Raw genomic sequence first — 17,359 nt, 5'->3', positions numbered from 1 at the left:
TTATGCTGTACTCGCTAAAGAGTACAAGAGGCAGCATAACATGACCCAGCATTCCCCGTATTCCTCGGCAATGGCCGAACAACGTCATCTGGAGTGGCTTCGTTTTGTGGAGCTGCTGCGTCAGTCTTACGAACAGGATCTGCATTTACCCCTGATGCAGCTGATGCTCACGCCGGACGAGCGTGAGGCGCTTGGCACGCGCGTGCGGATCATTGAAGAGCTGCTGCGCGGAGAAATGAGCCAGCGCGAGCTGAAAAATGAGCTCGGCGCGGGTATTGCAACGATCACCCGCGGCTCGAACAGCCTGAAGTCGGCGCCGGTTGAGCTGCGCCAGTGGCTGGAAGCGGTATTGCTGAAAAATGCCGGATGACGGCTTTTCTTTATCCGGCCAACAAACTTACCGATAAATCGCGTTATGGAACGGGCTTAACGCCAGAATCACGGCCTGGTGGTAAACGCCTGAACGCGTCAGCGCGCCTGCGGTAAAGACGCCAATTGCCCCTTCTTTACGGCCAATCTCATCGATGCCGGTGTACTGCGACATCACTGGCCCGAGCGCTTCACCCGCACGGACTTTTTCCAGAATGATTTCCGGCAGCGGCAGGGTGGCCGAACGCGCTTCACCGCGCTGCTCGCGGCTTTCGATGACAACCCAGCTAAAGGTTGCGCCTTCGTCGATACCTGCTTCAATCGCTACCCAAAAATCAGCATTCGGTGCGGCGGCCTTAGCGTTTGCCACGCGATTTCGTGCGCCAGCGCGCGTTTCCTCGCTGCCAAACGGCTGTTCAGGAACGCCACTCTCGACGCCGATGGCCTCAATATGGCAGGATCCTGCGCCGAAGATCTCGTCAAATGCCCTTAGAATTGCCTGAATTTTGGCAGGATTAGTGGTAGCAGAGACAACATGGTGCATAATTAAGCTCGATTCAAAAAAAACTCATCGCAGTATAACGGAAAAAAAGCATGTTACAGGTATACCTTGTTCGCCACGGTGAAACGCAGTGGAACGCCGAGCGACGTATTCAAGGCCAGTCAGACAGTCCTCTCACCGAGAAGGGGGTGCAGCAAGCGTGGCAGGTGGCGGAACGCGCCAGAACGCTGGGCATTACCCACGTGATTACCAGCGATTTAGGTCGCACACAGCAGACGGCGCGCATCATCGCAGATGCCTGCGGCTGCGACGTCATGCTGGAGCCGCGCCTGCGCGAGCTGGATATGGGCGTGCTGGAGAAACGCCATATCGATACGCTGACGGAAGCGGAGGAGGGCTGGCGCCGCACGCTGGTGAACGGTACCGAAGATGGTCGAATTCCTGAAGGCGAATCCATGCAGGAGCTTAGCGTACGCATGCATGCCGCCCTGGCGGAATGCCTGAAGTTGCCGGCGGGAAGCCGTCCGCTGCTGGTGAGTCACGGGATTGCGTTGGGTTGCCTGGTGAGCACGATTCTGGGGTTACCGGCTTACGCTGAGCGCCGTTTGCGTCTGCGCAACTGCTCCATTTCCCGGATTGATTATCAGGAAAGCGCGTGGCTGGCGTCGGGCTGGGTAGTGGAGATGGCAGGGGACATTTCGCATCTTGATGCCCCTGCGCTTGACGAACTGCAGCGTTAACGACGTATCGGAATCAAGAATTCCATACGCAGATTGATTGGGCCTTCTTCCGGTTTGGCATCCTGCGCCGGGTAGTAGCGCTCAATGTCCTGACCTTTACGGCGATTCAGATTCAGCATCGGCATGCAGGTTCCGTAAACGGTCAGGATAAACTCCTGAACCCCCGTTCCCAGCCCTTCATAGGCGAACATCACGTATTCGCCGCCTTCCAGCACGACAGGCTTCGAACCCTGAATATACCCATTCGCCATCTCTGGCGTCAGCGCGGTGGTGTAGAACACCTCCTGCTCGTCGTCTTTTTCCTGGCTTGGGTGCGTTTCGTTGAGGCCATAAAGGATTGGCGGGATCGTCGGTGCGTGGCTCAGGAAGTCGCGCCAGAACTGGACGCGCATCTGATGACGGAACTCAGAAATCTGCTCCAGTGAACAGGAGTAGCTCTGCGTCGTGCCGATCAGATGGGTTTCCGGCAGCGCGACAATTTCATATTTCGGCATCGCGAACTCGCCCAGACGCAGCGGCGGACGCATGCCAAACGAGCTCCAGTCAGGCGAGCGACGATACAGCGCTGGCGTCAACGAAAACTGTTTTTTAAAGGCGCGGGTGAAGGTCTGCTGCGAATCGAAACGATATTGCAGGGCAATATCCAGAATCGGCCGCGCGGTCAGGCGCAAAGCCACCGCAGATTTTGATAAACGACGTGCGCGAATATAGGCCCCGATAGCATGACCGGTGACATCCTTGAACATCCTTTGCAGATGCCACTTGGAATAGCCTGCTTTAGCCGCCACATTATCCAGTGACAAAGGCTGGTCGAGATGACCTTCCAGCCAGGTGAGCAGGTCGCGAATAATTCCAGCCTGATCCATATACTATCCTCATCCTTAAAACAGCAGGTGCCTGATAACAGGTTAGCGGATAATAGCATTTTTTGATGTTTTAGCATTCAGTGTTTTTTTTGCGCATTCATGCTTTTTAGAGCACGTTACAGGCAGATATATTCTAATCCTGTGATCTTGCTACATTTTTGTCTAAAGTGTTGAATAATTGCTCAGTGTAATTTTAAAGAATGGTAACAATATGAAATACAAGACTTTGATCTTCACCGCGTTGATGCTGATGGTCGGGCGCGTGGCGCAGGCAGAACAGATTGGCTCCGTCGATACCGTGTTCAAAATGTTCGGCCCGGACCACAAAATCGTGGTGGAGGCGTTTGACGATCCGGACGTGAAAAACGTCACATGCTACGTCAGCCGCGCGAAAACGGGCGGTATCAAAGGCGGGCTGGGACTGGCGGAAGATACTTCCGATGCGGCGATTTCTTGTCAGCAGGTGGGGCCGGTTGAGTTGAGCGATAAAATTAAAAACGGCAAAGCGCAGGGCGACGTTGTATTCCAGAAACGGACTTCGCTGGTATTCAAAAAACTGCAGGTGGTGCGTTTCTATGATGCCAAACGCAACACCCTGGCGTACCTTGCCTACTCTGACAAAGTGGTGGAAGGCTCGCCGAAAAACGCAATCAGCGCGGTGCCGATTATGCCGTGGCGGGAATAAAAAAAACGGCGCAAAGGCGCCGTTTTTTAATGCGTTAACTGCGGGATTACTCCTGCAGATCGCCGCAGAAACGATACCCTTCGCCGTGGATCGTGGCGATGATTTCCGGCGTATCTGGCGTAGATTCGAAATGCTTACGAATACGACGAATGGTCACGTCTACGGTACGGTCGTGCGGTTTCAGCTCACGGCCGGTCATTTTCTTCAGCAGCTCTGCACGGGACTGAATTTTGCCCGGGTTTTCGCAGAAGTGCAGCATCGCGCGGAATTCACTGCGCGGCAGTTTATACTGCTCACCGTTCGGGCTAATCAGCGAACGGCTATTGATATCAAGTTCCCAGCCGTTGAATTTGTAGCTGTCTACGCTACGACGCTCTTCGCTGACCGTACCCAGGTTCATGGTGCGGGACAGCAGGTTGCGTGCACGAATGGTTAACTCGCGAGGATTGAACGGCTTGGTGATGTAGTCATCCGCACCGATTTCCAGGCCAAGAATTTTATCAACTTCGTTATCACGGCCCGTCAGGAACATTAACGCGACGTTCGCCTGCTCGCGCAGTTCGCGCGCCAGAAGAAGACCGTTTTTGCCCGGCAGGTTAATATCCATGATCACCAGGTTGATATCATTTTCAGAAAGGATCTGATGCATCTCTGCGCCATCGGTCGCTTCAAAGACATCGTAGCCTTCTGCTTCGAAAATGCTCTTTAACGTGTTGCGTGTTACCAACTCGTCTTCAACGATAAGAATGTGCGGGGTCTGCATGTTTGCTACCTAAATTGCCAACTAAATCGAAACAGGAAGTACAAAAGTCCCTGACCTGCCTGATGCATGTCGCAAATTAACATGATCGGCTTAACGTGACTAAAGTACGTAATTGCGTTCTTGATGCACTTTCCATCAACGTCAACAACATCATTAGCTTGGTCTTGGGTACTTTCCCTTTGGACCCGACAGTGTCAAAAACGGCTGTCATCCTAACCATTTTAACAGCAACATAACAGGCTAAGTGACACCAGACACCCAATAAAACTACGCTTCGTTGACATATATCAAGTTCAATTGTAGCACGTTAACAGTTTGATGAAATCATCGTAGCGGAATGCTAGCCTTTGTCACAATTTTTCAATAAACCAACTAGTTGCGGACATTGATTTATAAACGAAGCGAATCCAATCAGAATAGGGTATTCATGTTGCTATTATCATTATAAAACATAGGGATAATAGTGTTCTGTTAACATTCTAACTGATTGTTCAGACAAGGAATAGTTTAGCGTTTTTAATTTGTTATGAAACGCTATTTCGGTGATTTGTGTTGCAATTTTGTAAATTCGCGCTGCGTAATATGTTGAAGTGCATCACATTTTTACCCGCTAACTGATTAAAAAGAGAGCATAAATGCATCTGTCGATTGTACTGGTTGCCCCAGCCAGAGCCGAAAATATAGGCGCTGCCGCGCGTGCCATGAAAACCATGGGGTTCACAGATTTACGTATCGTGGACAGCACTGCCCACCTGGAGCCTGCGGCTCGTTGGGTAGCGCACGGATCGGGCGATATCCTCGATAATATAACCACTTACGCTACGCTTGCTGATGCGCTGCACGACATTTCGTTTACCGTTGCGACCACCGCGCGCAGCCGTGCGAAGTTCCATTACTATGCCACGCCAGCGGAGCTGGTGCCGATGCTGAGCGAGAAAAGCCAGTGGCTGGAGAAGGCCGCGCTGGTGTTTGGTCGCGAAGATTCCGGATTAACCAACGAAGAGCTGGAGCTGGCGGACGTTCTTACCGGTGCGCCGATGGTCGCCGATTATCCCTCCCTGAATTTAGGCCAGGCGGTCATGGTCTATTGCTATCAATTAGCCTCCCTAATACAAATCCCTCAACCTCAGGCAGAAGGGGCAAATGAAAATCAGCTGGCTGCGCTGCGCGCTCGCGTTGAGCAACTGTTGTCTCAGCTGGGGGTAGCGGACGATCAGAAAATGGCTGACTGGCTGCAGCAGCGTTTGGGCCGTCTTGAGCAGCGGGACACCGCAATGCTGCACCGTTTGCTGCACGATATTGAAAAAAAATTAGCGGAGTAAAATCCTGTCATAAGTTTTTACTATGGAGAATAAGTCTGTCCTGATGGGTTGCATCTGGGCGAATCGGATGAAAATAAATCTGCACACAGCGGGACGTGAGAGTCTCCCGAATTGTGATCAAATTAAAAATTCGTTGACTTAAGGTGCCCGATCCTTTAACCCTAAAAGAATACAGGACAGACAGATAATAATGACAGAGTACACAACATCCATGAAACGCATCAGCATCACCACCATTACTACAACCATCATCATTACCACAGGTAACGATGCGGGCTGACGCGTACAGGAAAAACAAAAAAAAGCCCGCACCTGAACAGTGCGGGCTTTTTTTTCGGCTAAAGGAAACGAGGTAGAACCATGCGAGTGTTGAAGTTCGGCGGTACATCAGTGGCAAATGCAGAACGTTTTCTGCGTGTTGCCGATATCCTGGAAAGCAACGCCAGGCAGGGGCAGGTTGCTACCGTGCTCTCTGCCCCGGCAAAAATCACGAACCATCTGGTGGCGATGATTGAAAAAACCATCGGTGGCCAGGATGCACTCCCGAACATCAGCGACGCAGAGCGTATCTTCGCTGACTTACTGCAAGGGCTGGCAGAGGCGCTGCCTGGCTTCCCGCACGCTCAGCTGAAGTCCTTCGTTGAGCAGGAGTTCGCGCAAATCAAACACGTCCTGCACGGCATCAGCCTTCTCGGCCAGTGCCCGGACAGCGTCAACGCGGCGCTGATCTGCCGGGGCGAAAAACTTTCTATCGCCATCATGGCCGGCGTGCTGGAAGCGCGCGGCCATAGCGTGACCGTAATCGATCCGGTTGAAAAACTGCTGGCGGTGGGCCACTACCTCGAATCCACCGTTGATATTGCCGAATCAACCCGCCGTATCGCCGCTAGCAAAATTCCGTCTGACCACATGATCCTGATGGCAGGCTTCACCGCCGGTAACGAGAAGGGCGAGCTGGTGGTGCTGGGCCGTAACGGCTCCGACTACTCCGCCGCCGTGCTGGCCGCCTGTTTACGTGCGGACTGTTGTGAAATCTGGACTGACGTCGACGGCGTTTATACCTGCGACCCACGCCAGGTACCCGATGCCAGACTGCTGAAGTCGATGTCGTACCAGGAAGCGATGGAGCTTTCCTACTTCGGCGCCAAAGTGCTTCACCCGCGTACCATCTCCCCGATTGCCCAGTTCCAGATCCCTTGCCTGATTAAAAACACCGGTAATCCGCAGGCGCCGGGTACGCTGATTGGCGCGAGTACCGATGAAGACGGTTTGCCGGTCAAAGGCATCTCCAACCTCAACAACATGGCGATGTTCAGCGTCTCCGGTCCGGGGATGAAGGGGATGGTTGGCATGGCGGCGCGCGTCTTTGCTGCTATGTCCCGCAACGGTATCTCGGTGGTGCTGATTACCCAGTCTTCTTCCGAATACAGCATCAGCTTCTGCGTGCCGCAGGCCGACTGCCTGCGCGCCCGCCGCGCGCTGGAGGACGAGTTCTACCTGGAGCTGAAAGAAGAGCTGCTGGAGCCGCTCGCCATTCAGGAGCGTCTGGCGATTATCTCCGTGGTCGGCGACGGCATGCGCACGCTGCGCGGTATCTCCGCCAAGTTCTTTGCCGCGCTGGCGCGCGCCAATATCAATATCGTGGCGATTGCCCAGGGCTCGTCAGAGCGTTCAATTTCCGTTGTTGTGGACAACGATGACGCCACCACCGGCGTACGCGTGGTTCACCAGATGCTGTTCAACACCGACCAGGTTATCGAACTGTTCCTGATTGGCGTCGGCGGGGTGGGCGGCGCGCTGCTGGAGCAGGTGAAGCGTCAGCAGGAGTGGCTGAAGAAGAAACATATCGATCTGCGCGTCTGTGGGATTGCCAACTCCAGAGCGTTGCTGACCAATGTGCATGGCCTTAACCTGGAAAACTGGCAGGCCGAGATGAACGAGGCGAAAGAGCCGTTCAACCTGGGGCGCCTGATCCGCCTGGTGAAAGAGTATCATCTGCTTAACCCGGTGATCGTCGACTGTACCTCGAACCAGGCGGTGGCCGATCAGTACGCCGACTTCCTGCGCGAGGGGTTCCACGTGGTGACGCCGAACAAAAAGGCCAACACCTCGTCGATGGATTACTATCACCAGCTGCGTCTGGCGGCGAGCAAGTCGCGCCGCAAGTTCCTGTACGACACCAACGTGGGCGCGGGCCTGCCGGTTATCGAGAACCTGCAGAACCTGCTGAACGCCGGCGACGAACTGCAGCGTTTCTCCGGCATTCTCTCCGGCTCGCTGTCGTTTATCTTCGGCAAGCTGGATGAGGGGATGAGCCTGTCGGAAGCCACCCGCGCCGCGCGCGAGCTGGGCTATACCGAGCCGGATCCGCGTGACGATCTCTCCGGTATGGACGTGGCGCGCAAGCTGCTGATCCTCGCCCGTGAAACGGGCCGTGAGCTTGAGCTTTCCGATATCGTGATTGAACCCGTGCTGCCAGCAGAATTTGACAGCAGCGGTGATGTCGCTGCATTCATGGCAAATTTGCCGCAGCTTGACGACGCTTTTGCCGCTCGCGTTGCGAAAGCCCGTGATGAAGGTAAGGTATTGCGCTATGTTGGCAACATTGAAGAAGATGGCGTGTGCCGGGTGAAGATTGCCGAAGTGGATGGCAACGACCCGCTGTACAAAGTCAAAAACGGCGAAAACGCCCTCGCGTTTTACAGCCACTATTATCAGCCACTGCCGCTGGTGCTTCGCGGCTATGGCGCAGGGAACGATGTTACGGCGGCGGGTGTGTTTGCCGATCTGCTGCGTACCCTGTCATGGAAGTTAGGAGTTTAACATGGTCAAAGTTTATGCCCCGGCTTCCAGCGCGAATATGAGCGTCGGATTTGACGTGCTGGGCGCGGCGGTGACGCCGGTGGATGGTTCACTGCTGGGCGATACGGTCACGGTGGAAGCGGCAGACAGCTTCAGCCTGAACAACGTGGGCCGCTTCGCCAGCAAACTGCCGTCCGACCCGCGCGAGAATATCGTCTATCAGTGCTGGGAACGCTTCTGTCAGGAGATCGGTAAAAACGTGCCGGTTGCCATGACGCTGGAAAAAAGTATGCCGATTGGCTCGGGTCTGGGTTCCAGCGCCTGCTCGGTGGTCGCCGCGCTGGTGGCGATGAACGAGCACTGCGGCAAGCCGCTAAACAACAACCGCCTGCTGGGGTTGATGGGCGAGCTGGAAGGGCGCATCTCCGGCAGCATTCACTATGACAACGTGGCGCCGTGCTTCCTCGGCGGCATGCAGCTGATGATCGAAGAAAATGGCATCATCAGCCAGCAGGTGCCAGGGTTTGATGAGTGGCTGTGGGTGCTGGCCTATCCGGGCATTAAGGTCTCTACCGCGGAAGCGCGTGCGATCCTGCCCGCGCAGTATCGTCGTCAGGACTGTATCGCCCACGGGCGTCATCTGGCGGGCTTTATCCACGCCTGCTACACCCGTCAGCCGCAGCTGGCGGCGAAGCTGATGAAGGACGTCATTGCCGAGCCGTACCGCACGAAGCTGCTGCCGGGCTTTAACGAGGCGCGACAGGCATCCATGGATATCGGCGCGCAGGCGTGCGGCATCTCCGGCTCCGGCCCGACGCTGTTCGCCCTGTGCGACAAGCCTGACACCGCGCAGCGCGTGGCGGACTGGCTCTCTAAACACTACCTGCAAAATCAGGAAGGCTTTGTTCATATTTGCCGTCTGGACACGGCTGGCGCACGAGTACTGGGATAATTAATGAAACTCTATAACCTTAAAGATCATAACGAGCAGGTCAGCTTCGCGCAGGCGGTAACTCAGGGGCTGGGCAAAAATCAGGGGCTGTTCTTCCCGCATGACCTGCCGGAATTCCAGCTGACCGACATCGACGAGCTGCTGAAACAGGACTTCGTCACCCGCAGCACCAAAATTCTGTCTGCGTTTATCGGCGACGAAATTCCGCAGGAGCTGCTGGAAGAGCGCGTGCGTGCGGCGTTCGCTTTCCCGGCGCCGGTTAAGCAGGTTGAGCCTGACGTTGGCTGCCTGGAGCTGTTCCACGGCCCGACGCTGGCGTTTAAAGACTTCGGCGGCCGCTTTATGGCGCAGATGCTGACCCACATCAGCGGCGACAAACCGGTGACCATCCTGACCGCGACCTCCGGCGATACCGGTGCGGCGGTGGCGCATGCCTTCTACGGCCTGAAAAACGTCCGCGTGGTGATCCTCTATCCGAAAGGCAAAATCAGCCCGCTGCAGGAAAAACTGTTCTGTACGCTCGGCGGCAACATTGAAACCGTGGCAATTGACGGCGATTTCGATGCCTGCCAGGCGCTGGTCAAGCAGGCTTTCGACGACGAAGAGCTGAAGGTGGCGCTGGGTCTGAACTCTGCTAACTCCATCAACATCAGCCGTCTGCTGGCGCAGATTTGCTACTACTTCGAAGCGGTGGCGCAGCTGCCGCAGGAAGCGCGCAACCAGCTGGTGATCTCCGTGCCGAGCGGTAACTTCGGTGACCTGACGGCAGGTCTGCTGGCGAAATCCCTGGGTCTGCCGGTGAAACGCTTTATCGCCGCGACCAACGCCAACGACACCGTGCCGCGCTTCCTGAAAGACGGGAAGTGGGCGCCGAACGCTACGCAGGCGACGCTCTCCAACGCGATGGATGTGTCACAGCCGAACAACTGGCCGCGCGTGGAAGAGCTGTTCCGCCGTAAGATCTGGCGTTTGGGTGACCTGGGTTACGCCGCGGTGACGGATGAAACCACCAAAGAGACCATGCGCGAGCTGAAGGCGGTGGGATATACCTCTGAACCGCACGCGGCGATTGCCTACCGCGCGCTGCGCGACCAGCTTAACCCGGGTGAATATGGCCTGTTCCTGGGCACCGCGCATCCGGCGAAGTTCAAAGAGAGCGTAGAAGCGATCCTGGGCGAAACGCTGCCGCTGCCGAAAGAGCTGGCCGAGCGCGCCGACTTGCCTCTGCTGTCACATGAGCTGCCGGCAGATTTTGCCGCGCTGCGTAAGCTGATGATGACCCGCGCGTGATTGTGTTGCCCGGTGGCGGCTACGCCTTACCGGGCCTACAACGACCACGACGACCTAATCGTAGGCCGGGTAAGCGCAGCGCCACCCGGCAATCGCAACACCGATATCTATGCCGGGTAAGGCGAAGCCGCCACCCGGCTTTTTTATGGAGAAATTAAGGAGAGAAAAAGCAGGAAAAAAGCAGAAATTCCCAATAAATGCGGTCACTTAGCGTTTAGGATTGCAGAGAATAACATCCCCCGTTCCCCTCGCGTAATCTCCTTACATCGGCCCACGTTGGGCAAGAAGAATAAGGAGTCACCTGTGTCTACACTGAAACCTGCACTCATCGCGCTTTCACTGGTGCTGGCCGCCCCCATGGCGGTTCAGGCATCTGAAATTACCCTCGTACCGGCGGTTAAACTGCAGATTGGCGACCAGGATAACAACGGTCATTACTGGGACGGCGGCCGCTGGCGCGACCACGACTGGTGGAAGGCGCATTATGACTGGCGTGATAACCACTGGCGTCCACATGGTGAGCATCGTAAACACGACGATCGTCACGATGACCATCACCACGATGACCACCGCGACGATCGCGGCCCGGACTGGAAACACCATTAATGCAAAACCCCGCCAGCTGGCGGGGTTTGTTTTACTGCTCGTGGCGCTTAAACACCAGCTCGCCTTTCCCTGACGCTTCTTCGTCAAAGAAATAGCCTTCGCTGTTGAAGGCGGTCAGCTGCTCCGGCTTCGTCAGGCGGTTCTGGATGATGTAGCGGCTCATCAGGCCGCGCGCTTTCTTGGCGTAGAAGCTGATCACCTTGAACTTACCGTTCTTCTCGTCGAGGAATACCGGTTTGATAATCTCCGCATCCAGCTTTTTCGGCTTCACCGACTTGTAGTATTCATCGGATGCCAGGTTTATCACCACGTTGTCGCCCTGGGCGTGCAGCGCCGCATTAAGCTTGTCGGTAATGATATCGCCCCAGAAATGGTACAGATCTTTGCCTTTGGCATTTTCCAGGCGAATCCCCATCTCCAGACGATACGGCTGCATCAGATCCAGCGGGCGCAGTACGCCGTACAGACCCGACAGCATGCGCAGATGCTGCTGGGCAAAATCGAAATCGGCTTCGCTAAAATCTTCCGCCTGCAGGCCGGTGTAGACATCACCTTTAAACGCCAGAATCGCCTGGCGAGCGTTTGCCGGGGTGAAATCCGGGTGCCACTCGTGAAAGCGGGTCGCGTTAAGATCGGCCAGCTTGTCGCTGATGCTCATCAGCGAGGCGATTTGCGGCGCAGAGAGCTTACGCGCTTCGCGGATCAGCTGTTGCGAGTAGTCCAGCAGTTCAGGCTGGGTATAGCGCTCGGTGGCGAGCGGGCTCTGGTAGTCGAGCGTTTTTGCAGGTGAAATTAGAATCAGCATATCCAGTCCTTGCAGGAAATTTAGAGCGACTTTAGCAAAAAATCGCCCTGAATTGATCGATAGCTGTTATTGCCGCGGCAAATCATCCCACGTGCCGGGGGCAAGCTGCGCCTTAACGTCGGGATAGCGGGCGGGATCAAATACCGGCGGAACGCCGAGTTTGCGCTGACGCAGATAGTCTCTGGCAATCAGGGTCACAACGGGTGAGAGCAGCAGGATAGCGGTGAGGTTCGTGATCGCCATCAGCGCCATAATGATATCGGCCAGCTGCCAGACCAGCGGCATACTGAGGAAGGAGCCAGCGATGATCATCAGAATGACCGCGAGACGCAGGGTTCCGATTGCGGCGCGGGAGTCGAGTTTCAGGAAAATAAGGTTATTTTCGGCGTAGAGGTAATTCACCACAATCGAACTGAAGGCAAACAGCACCAGGACGAGCGAGACAAATCCTGCTCCCCAGCCGCCGGTCAGGTTCACCAGCGCCTGCTGGAGAAGCTGTATCCCGGCGGTACCAGAAGAATGCGGGACGGGGCCTGCCAGCAGCAAAATCATGGCGCTGGCGGAGCAGATGATAATGGTATCGGTAAAGACGCCAATCATCTGCACAATGCCCTGTGCCGCCGGGTGTGGCGGCCAGGAAGAGGCGGCAGCGGCCGCGTTGGGGGTTGACCCCATTCCGGCTTCATTGGAGAACATGCCCCGCTGAAAACCCGCCATCAGCGCCTGGCTGAAGGTGTAGCCCAGCGCCCCGGAGGCCACCTCGCGCCAGCCAAAAGCGCTTTTGACGATGGTCGCAATCACGCCCGGCACCTGGTCGATATGCAGTGCGGCGACGAACAGGCTCGCGACAACCCAAAGCAGCGCCATAACGGGAACCAGCCACTGCATCAGGCGGGCGATGCCCCTGAGACCGGCTGAAATGGTGAGCAAAACGACGAGAGCTAACACGATACCGGCGATCCACTCCGGGCAGGAGAAGGCATAGCGCAGGGCATTGGCGACAGAATTTGCCTGGACGGTATTAAAAATAAGGCCGTACGCGAGCAGTAAAAAAAGCGAGAACAGAACGCCCATCCAGCGCATCCCTAAGCCACGCGCCATGTACCAGGCAGGACCGCCGCGAAACTGGCCGTTTTTATCTTTCTCTTTATACAGCTGGGCGAGCGAACTTTCCGCAAAGGAGGTGGCCATCCCGAGTAGCGCCGTTACCCACATCCAGAAGACCGCGCCTGGCCCACCGGCGCTGATGGCCAGCGCAACGCCCGCCAGATTCCCGCTGCCGAGGCGTGCCGCCAGGCTGGTACAGAGTGCCTGGAACGACGTTAATCCGCCCGGCTGGGGCGTAACGCTGTTTTTCAGACTTCTGCCAAACTTGCGAATATAACGAAACTGGATAAACCCACTGCGTAGCGTAAACCAAATACCTGCTCCCAGAAGCAGGTAAATCATTATCGAACCCCACAGGACTTCGTTAATAAAGAAAAAGAAATCAGGCATTAACGTCCCTCTTGTTGATGCCAAAGTGAATATGTAAGCGCTACCACTGATTGGGCATGCTGTTGCTTAGCAGCCTGTTAATCTTCCGAGTTTACCATACTCTGCCTAAGCGCACTGTCTGCGGTTGCGCTACCCCTCCGTCGTGTTATCATCAGGGCAGACCGGTTACATCCCCCTAACAAGTAAACCTGTCATTTTTCCGCTGCAGGCATGCTGTCGGTAGCGTGAATTATCCAGGGCACGTTAAAAGAGAAACACTATCATGACGGATAAATTGACCTCCCTTCGTCAGTTCACCACTGTCGTAGCTGACACCGGAGATATCGCGGCAATGAAGCTGTACCAGCCGCAGGATGCCACAACCAACCCTTCTCTGATCCTTAACGCCGCACAGATCCCTGAGTATCGCAAACTGATTGACGACGCAGTGACCTGGGCGAAAGCGCAGAGCAATGACCGCGCGCAGCAGGTTGTGGATGCCACCGACAAGCTGGCAGTGAACATCGGTCTGGAAATCCTGAAACTGGTTCCTGGCCGTATCTCTACCGAAGTGGATGCACGTCTCTCCTACGACACCGAAGCGTCTATCGCGAAAGCGAAACGTCTGATCAAAATGTACAACGACGCTGGCATCAGCAACGACCGTATCCTGATCAAACTGGCTTCTACCTGGCAGGGTATCCGCGCGGCAGAGCAGCTGGAAAAAGACGGTATCAACTGTAACCTGACCCTGCTGTTCTCCTTCGCGCAGGCGCGCGCATGTGCAGAAGCAGGCGTATACCTGATTTCTCCGTTCGTGGGCCGTATTCTGGACTGGTACAAAGCCAACACCGATAAGAAAGAGTACGCGCCGGCTGAAGATCCAGGCGTGGTTTCTGTTACTGAAATCTACGAATACTACAAACAGCACGGCTATGAGACAGTGGTTATGGGCGCAAGCTTCCGTAACGTCGGAGAAATCATCGAGCTGGCTGGCTGTGACCGCCTGACCATCGCCCCTGCGCTGCTGAAAGAGCTGGCAGAAAGCGAAGGTACCATCGAGCGTAAGCTGTCTTACACCGGTGAAGTGAAAGCACGCCCAGAGCGCATCACTGAATCCGAGTTCCTGTGGCAGCACAACCAGGATCCAATGGCTGTAGACAAGCTGGCGGACGGTATCCGTAAGTTTGCTGTTGACCAGGGCAAACTGGAAAAAATGATCGGCGACCTGCTGTAATCATTCTGCGTGACCGGGTTCCCGGTCACGCGACTTCTTTCGTACCCTGTCTGAATCTCCTCTCTGCGTGTATCATTCCCTTTAATCAGTACTTTTTGAATGGAATGGATATGAATACCTTACGCATCGGCTTAGTGTCGATTTCTGACCGCGCCTCCAGCGGCGTTTACCAGGATAAAGGCATCCCCGCTCTGGAAGAGTGGCTTGGCAGCGCGCTGACCACCCCCTTTGACATTCAGACCCGCCTGATCCCTGACGAACAGCCGATCATCGAGCAGACGCTCTGCGAGCTGGTGGATGAGATGAGCTGCCACCTTGTTCTGACGACGGGCGGAACCGGCCCCGCGCGCCGCGACGTGACGCCGGACGCAACGCTGGCGATCGCCGATCGTGAAATGCCGGGCTTCGGCGAACAGATGCGCCAGATCAGTCTACACTTTGTTCCGACGGCCATTCTTTCCCGCCAGGTGGGAGTGATCCGCAAACAGGCGTTAATACTTAATCTGCCGGGCCAGCCGAAATCAATTAAAGAGACGCTGGAAGGGCTGAAGGCGGAAGATGGCAGCGTCCTCGTTCACGGCATCTTTGCGAGTGTACCGTATTGTATACAGCTGCTTGACGGCCCCTATGTGGAAACCGATGAGAAAGTAGTAGCAGCTTTTCGCCCGAAAAACGCACGTCGCGAAACAATCTCCTGAAATTAACCAATATGTGGCATTAGCTGAAGCGGCGATAGCGTGGTAAAGCTTTTACGGTATAGTAATTTTTTCTTTACGATTGCTGTAAAAATAAATCCACAACACACGCAAATGGTTCGCTATGTCACATAACACCCGACCTCTGAATCGACAGGACTACAAAACCCTCACGCTCGCGGCCTTAGGCGGCGCGCTGGAGTTTTACGACTTCATCATCTTTGTTTTCTTCGCCGCCGTGGTGGGAGAACTCTTCTTCCCGGCGGATATCCCGGAATGGCTGCGTCAGGTGCAAACCTTCGGCATTTTTGCCGCCGGATATCTGGCGCGTCCGCTGGGCGGCATTATCATGGCCCACTTTGGCGATCTGGTCGGGCGCAAGAAGATGTTTACCCTTAGCATTTTGCTGATGGCCGTGCCGACGCTGGCCATTGGTCTGCTGCCCACCTATGCCTCGATGGGCATCCTTGCTCCGTTGCTGCTGTTGCTGATGCGCGTCCTTCAGGGCGCGGCGATTGGCGGTGAAGTGCCGGGCGCGTGGGTGTTTGTCGCGGAGCATGTTCCGGCGCGCCGCATTGGTATTGCCTGCGGAACCTTAACCGCGGGGTTAACGGTAGGGATTTTGCTTGGTTCCGTCGTCGCGACAATTGTAAACACCAGCATGACGCAGCAGGCCGTGCACGACTGGGGCTGGCGTATTCCGTTCCTGCTGGGCGGGGCGTTTGGTCTGGTCGCGATGTACCTGCGCCGCTGGCTGCAGGAGACGCCGATTTTCCTCGAGATGCAGCAGCGCAAGGCGCTGGCGCAGGAGCTGCCGGTGAAGGCGGTCGTGGTACGCCATAAAAAAGCGGTGGTGGTGTCGATGCTGCTCACCTGGCTGCTCTCGGCGGGCATTGTGGTGGTGATATTGATGTCCCCGGTGTGGCTGCAAAAGCAGTACGGTTTCGCTCCTGCCGTGACGCTACAGGCGAACAGTATCGCGACAATCATGCTCTGCTTTGGCTGCCTGGCCGCCGGGCTGGCGGCAGATCGTTTCGGTGCCAGCGTTACCTTTATCGTCGGCAGCCTGTTACTGGCCGCATCAAGCTGGGCGTTTTACCATCTGGCGGGTAGCCATCCTGAACAGCTGTTCCTGCTGTACGGCACGGTAGGGCTGTGCGTGGGCGTTGTCGGGGCGGTACCGTACGTGATGGTCCGCGCGTTCCCGCCGGAGGTACGCTTCACCGGGATCTCATTTTCCTACAACGTGTCGTATGCCATTTTTGGCGGGCTGACGCCGATTGCGGTGACGGTGCTGATGGGCGTGTCGCCGATGGCGCCAGCCTGGTATGTACTCGCGCTCTCGCTGATGGGGCTGGTATTAGGATTTTGGCTTCGTCAGGCGGGGGGATGTCGTGCCCGCGAGGCGGGCACGACAGAGGGATCAGTGTTTTTCACCAATCGGTAGAATGGTGCGGTCAAACTGCTCGTTCAGCACTTCACCCATTGCGAGGTAGATAGCGCTTGCGCCGCAAACCAGACCAATCCAGCCTGCAACATGAACGATGCCTTCGTTATCCACCAGGTGACCAATCGCCAGCAGGGCGAACAGTACGGTCAGGCTCAGGAAAACGAACTGCAGCATGCGGTTACCTTTCAGGGTGCCGAAGAACATGAACAGGGTGAAGACGCCCCACAGGCCCAGGTAAACGCCCAGGAAGTGGGCGTTTGCCGCGTCTGCCATGCCCATTTTAGGCAGTAGCAGAATGGCAACCAGGGTCAGCCAGAAAGAACCGTAAGAGGTGAAGGCGGTTAAGCCGAAGGTATTGCCTTTCTTATATTCCAGCAGGCCCGCGAAGATTTGCGCGATACCGCCGTAAAAAATGCCCATCGCCAGAATAATGCCATCCATCGGGAACATCCCGATGTTGTGCAGGTTCAGCAGGATAGTGGTCATGCCAAAACCCATCAGGCCCAGCGGAGCCGGATTAGCCAACTTAGTGTTGCCCATAAGTCCTCAAAAAAATCATCATTAATATGGTGAAATGGTTAAACCCGCGTCAATACTCCCTGACGGGGCGCGGCATCATAATGGGCGCTATCGATGGCGTCTATGATCTCATCAGGGTGAAATTAAAATTTTTTTTATGCTTGCCCCTTGATGGATGCCGTCGCGACCCCATCTTGTAGTCAACCGCAGTGTGTGGACCTGAAAAAAATCAAATCTGGGCAGTTGAAAAAGCACGTTCTGCCCTTATTACAGGTACACA

19 protein-coding genes and 1 other annotated feature are annotated in these 17,359 nt (G+C 55.6%); of the genes, 13 read left to right on the top strand and 6 right to left on the bottom strand.

Going from position 1 to position 17,359, the window contains the following annotated elements:
• The first annotated feature begins 40 nt into the window (after positions 1–40).
• Positions 41–370 (top strand): trp operon repressor, encoded by a 330-nt coding sequence (gene trpR / locus SPG90_RS16380; protein WP_023310330.1) that lies wholly within the window; start codon positions 41–43, stop codon positions 368–370.
• Positions 371–397: 27 nt separating this feature from the next.
• On the opposite strand, the gene yjjX is transcribed toward trpR, so the two are convergent.
• Positions 398–913, bottom strand: a complete 516-nt coding sequence (gene yjjX, locus SPG90_RS16375) for an inosine/xanthosine triphosphatase (RefSeq protein ID WP_023334447.1) — start codon at positions 911–913, stop codon at positions 398–400.
• A 50-nt stretch (positions 914–963) separates the two neighbouring features.
• Between yjjX and gpmB the strand changes: the two genes are divergently transcribed.
• A complete protein-coding gene (gene gpmB / locus SPG90_RS16370) occupies positions 964–1,611 on the top strand; it encodes a 2,3-diphosphoglycerate-dependent phosphoglycerate mutase GpmB (RefSeq protein WP_023310332.1) in 648 nt (215 codons plus the stop codon).
• On the opposite strand, the gene robA is transcribed toward gpmB, so the two are convergent.
• Positions 1,608–2,477, bottom strand: a complete 870-nt coding sequence (gene robA / locus SPG90_RS16365) for an MDR efflux pump AcrAB transcriptional activator RobA (RefSeq protein WP_023310333.1) — start codon at positions 2,475–2,477, stop codon at positions 1,608–1,610. The genes gpmB and robA overlap by 4 nt on opposite strands.
• A 211-nt stretch (positions 2,478–2,688) precedes the next feature.
• Between robA and creA the strand changes: the two genes are divergently transcribed.
• The gene (creA, locus tag SPG90_RS16360; RefSeq protein ID WP_032660778.1) at positions 2,689–3,162 is read left to right on the top strand and encodes a protein CreA; all 474 of its coding nucleotides are present in this window, start codon (positions 2,689–2,691) and stop codon (positions 3,160–3,162) included.
• 46 nt (positions 3,163–3,208) lie between these two features.
• Here the strand turns inward: creA and arcA are convergent, their stop codons facing one another.
• Complete coding sequence (gene arcA, locus SPG90_RS16355) at positions 3,209–3,925, bottom strand: two-component system response regulator ArcA (protein ID WP_003856501.1); 717 nt, start codon at positions 3,923–3,925, stop codon at positions 3,209–3,211.
• Between the two features lie 95 nt (positions 3,926–4,020).
• On the opposite strand from arcA, the gene yjjY reads away from it, so the two are divergent.
• The 7 genes from yjjY to SPG90_RS16320 all read left to right on the top strand — a co-directional run bounded on the left by yjjY (position 4,021) and on the right by SPG90_RS16320 (position 10,897).
• Entirely contained in the window at positions 4,021–4,161 is a 141-nt protein-coding gene (yjjY, locus tag SPG90_RS16350) for a protein YjjY (RefSeq protein WP_085928893.1), read from the top strand.
• 399 nt (positions 4,162–4,560) lie between these two features.
• Positions 4,561–5,247 carry a tRNA/rRNA methyltransferase gene (locus SPG90_RS16345; protein ID WP_045619430.1) on the top strand — a complete coding sequence of 229 codons (687 nt, stop codon included), beginning with the start codon at positions 4,561–4,563 and terminating at the stop codon, positions 5,245–5,247.
• A gap of 211 nt (positions 5,248–5,458) precedes the next feature.
• On the top strand, positions 5,459–5,527 hold the full coding sequence (gene thrL, locus SPG90_RS16340; RefSeq protein ID WP_015572623.1) for a thr operon leader peptide: 69 nt from the start codon (positions 5,459–5,461) through the stop codon (positions 5,525–5,527).
• Positions 5,466–5,583 (top strand) — a sequence feature (Thr leader region). (Overlaps the previous gene by 62 nt.)
• Before the next feature lie 24 nt (positions 5,584–5,607).
• Positions 5,608–8,070 carry a bifunctional aspartate kinase/homoserine dehydrogenase I gene (gene thrA / locus SPG90_RS16335; RefSeq protein WP_045355097.1) on the top strand — a complete coding sequence of 821 codons (2,463 nt, stop codon included), beginning with the start codon at positions 5,608–5,610 and terminating at the stop codon, positions 8,068–8,070.
• Between the two features lies 1 nt (position 8,071).
• Complete coding sequence (gene thrB, locus SPG90_RS16330) at positions 8,072–9,001, top strand: homoserine kinase (protein WP_023310337.1); 930 nt, start codon at positions 8,072–8,074, stop codon at positions 8,999–9,001.
• A 3-nt stretch (positions 9,002–9,004) separates the two neighbouring features.
• Positions 9,005–10,291, top strand: coding sequence for a threonine synthase (gene thrC / locus SPG90_RS16325; RefSeq protein ID WP_023310338.1), 1,287 nt, complete (start codon positions 9,005–9,007; stop codon positions 10,289–10,291).
• Between the two features lie 303 nt (positions 10,292–10,594).
• Positions 10,595–10,897 (top strand): DUF2502 domain-containing protein, encoded by a 303-nt coding sequence (locus SPG90_RS16320; RefSeq protein WP_126303592.1) that lies wholly within the window; start codon positions 10,595–10,597, stop codon positions 10,895–10,897.
• A 31-nt stretch (positions 10,898–10,928) separates the two neighbouring features.
• On the opposite strand, the gene yaaA is transcribed toward SPG90_RS16320, so the two are convergent.
• The gene (gene yaaA / locus SPG90_RS16315) at positions 10,929–11,702 is read right to left on the bottom strand and encodes a peroxide stress protein YaaA (protein ID WP_045355099.1); all 774 of its coding nucleotides are present in this window, start codon (positions 11,700–11,702) and stop codon (positions 10,929–10,931) included.
• A gap of 66 nt (positions 11,703–11,768) precedes the next feature.
• Positions 11,769–13,199, bottom strand: coding sequence for an alanine/glycine:cation symporter family protein (locus SPG90_RS16310; RefSeq protein ID WP_023310341.1), 1,431 nt, complete (start codon positions 13,197–13,199; stop codon positions 11,769–11,771).
• A gap of 262 nt (positions 13,200–13,461) precedes the next feature.
• On the opposite strand from SPG90_RS16310, the gene tal reads away from it, so the two are divergent.
• From tal to SPG90_RS16295, 3 genes are all read left to right on the top strand, one after another.
• Positions 13,462–14,415 (top strand): transaldolase, encoded by a 954-nt coding sequence (tal, locus tag SPG90_RS16305; protein WP_023310342.1) that lies wholly within the window; start codon positions 13,462–13,464, stop codon positions 14,413–14,415.
• A gap of 110 nt (positions 14,416–14,525) precedes the next feature.
• Positions 14,526–15,113: a molybdopterin adenylyltransferase gene (gene mog, locus SPG90_RS16300; protein WP_023310343.1), complete on the top strand. Its 588-nt coding sequence runs from the start codon at positions 14,526–14,528 to the stop codon at positions 15,111–15,113.
• Positions 15,114–15,234: 121 nt separating this feature from the next.
• Complete coding sequence (locus tag SPG90_RS16295; protein WP_023310344.1) at positions 15,235–16,557, top strand: MFS transporter; 1,323 nt, start codon at positions 15,235–15,237, stop codon at positions 16,555–16,557.
• Here SPG90_RS16295 and satP read toward each other — a convergent pair.
• Positions 16,534–17,100, bottom strand: a complete 567-nt coding sequence (gene satP / locus SPG90_RS16290; protein WP_023334461.1) for an acetate uptake transporter — start codon at positions 17,098–17,100, stop codon at positions 16,534–16,536. The genes SPG90_RS16295 and satP overlap by 24 nt on opposite strands.
• Positions 17,101–17,359: the final 259 nt, after the last annotated feature.

The organism is Enterobacter sp. D2 (genome assembly GCF_034427575.1).
Lineage (GTDB): Bacteria > Pseudomonadota > Gammaproteobacteria > Enterobacterales > Enterobacteriaceae > Enterobacter > Enterobacter cloacae_M.
This window is presented reverse-complemented; position numbering and strand designations above follow the sequence as displayed.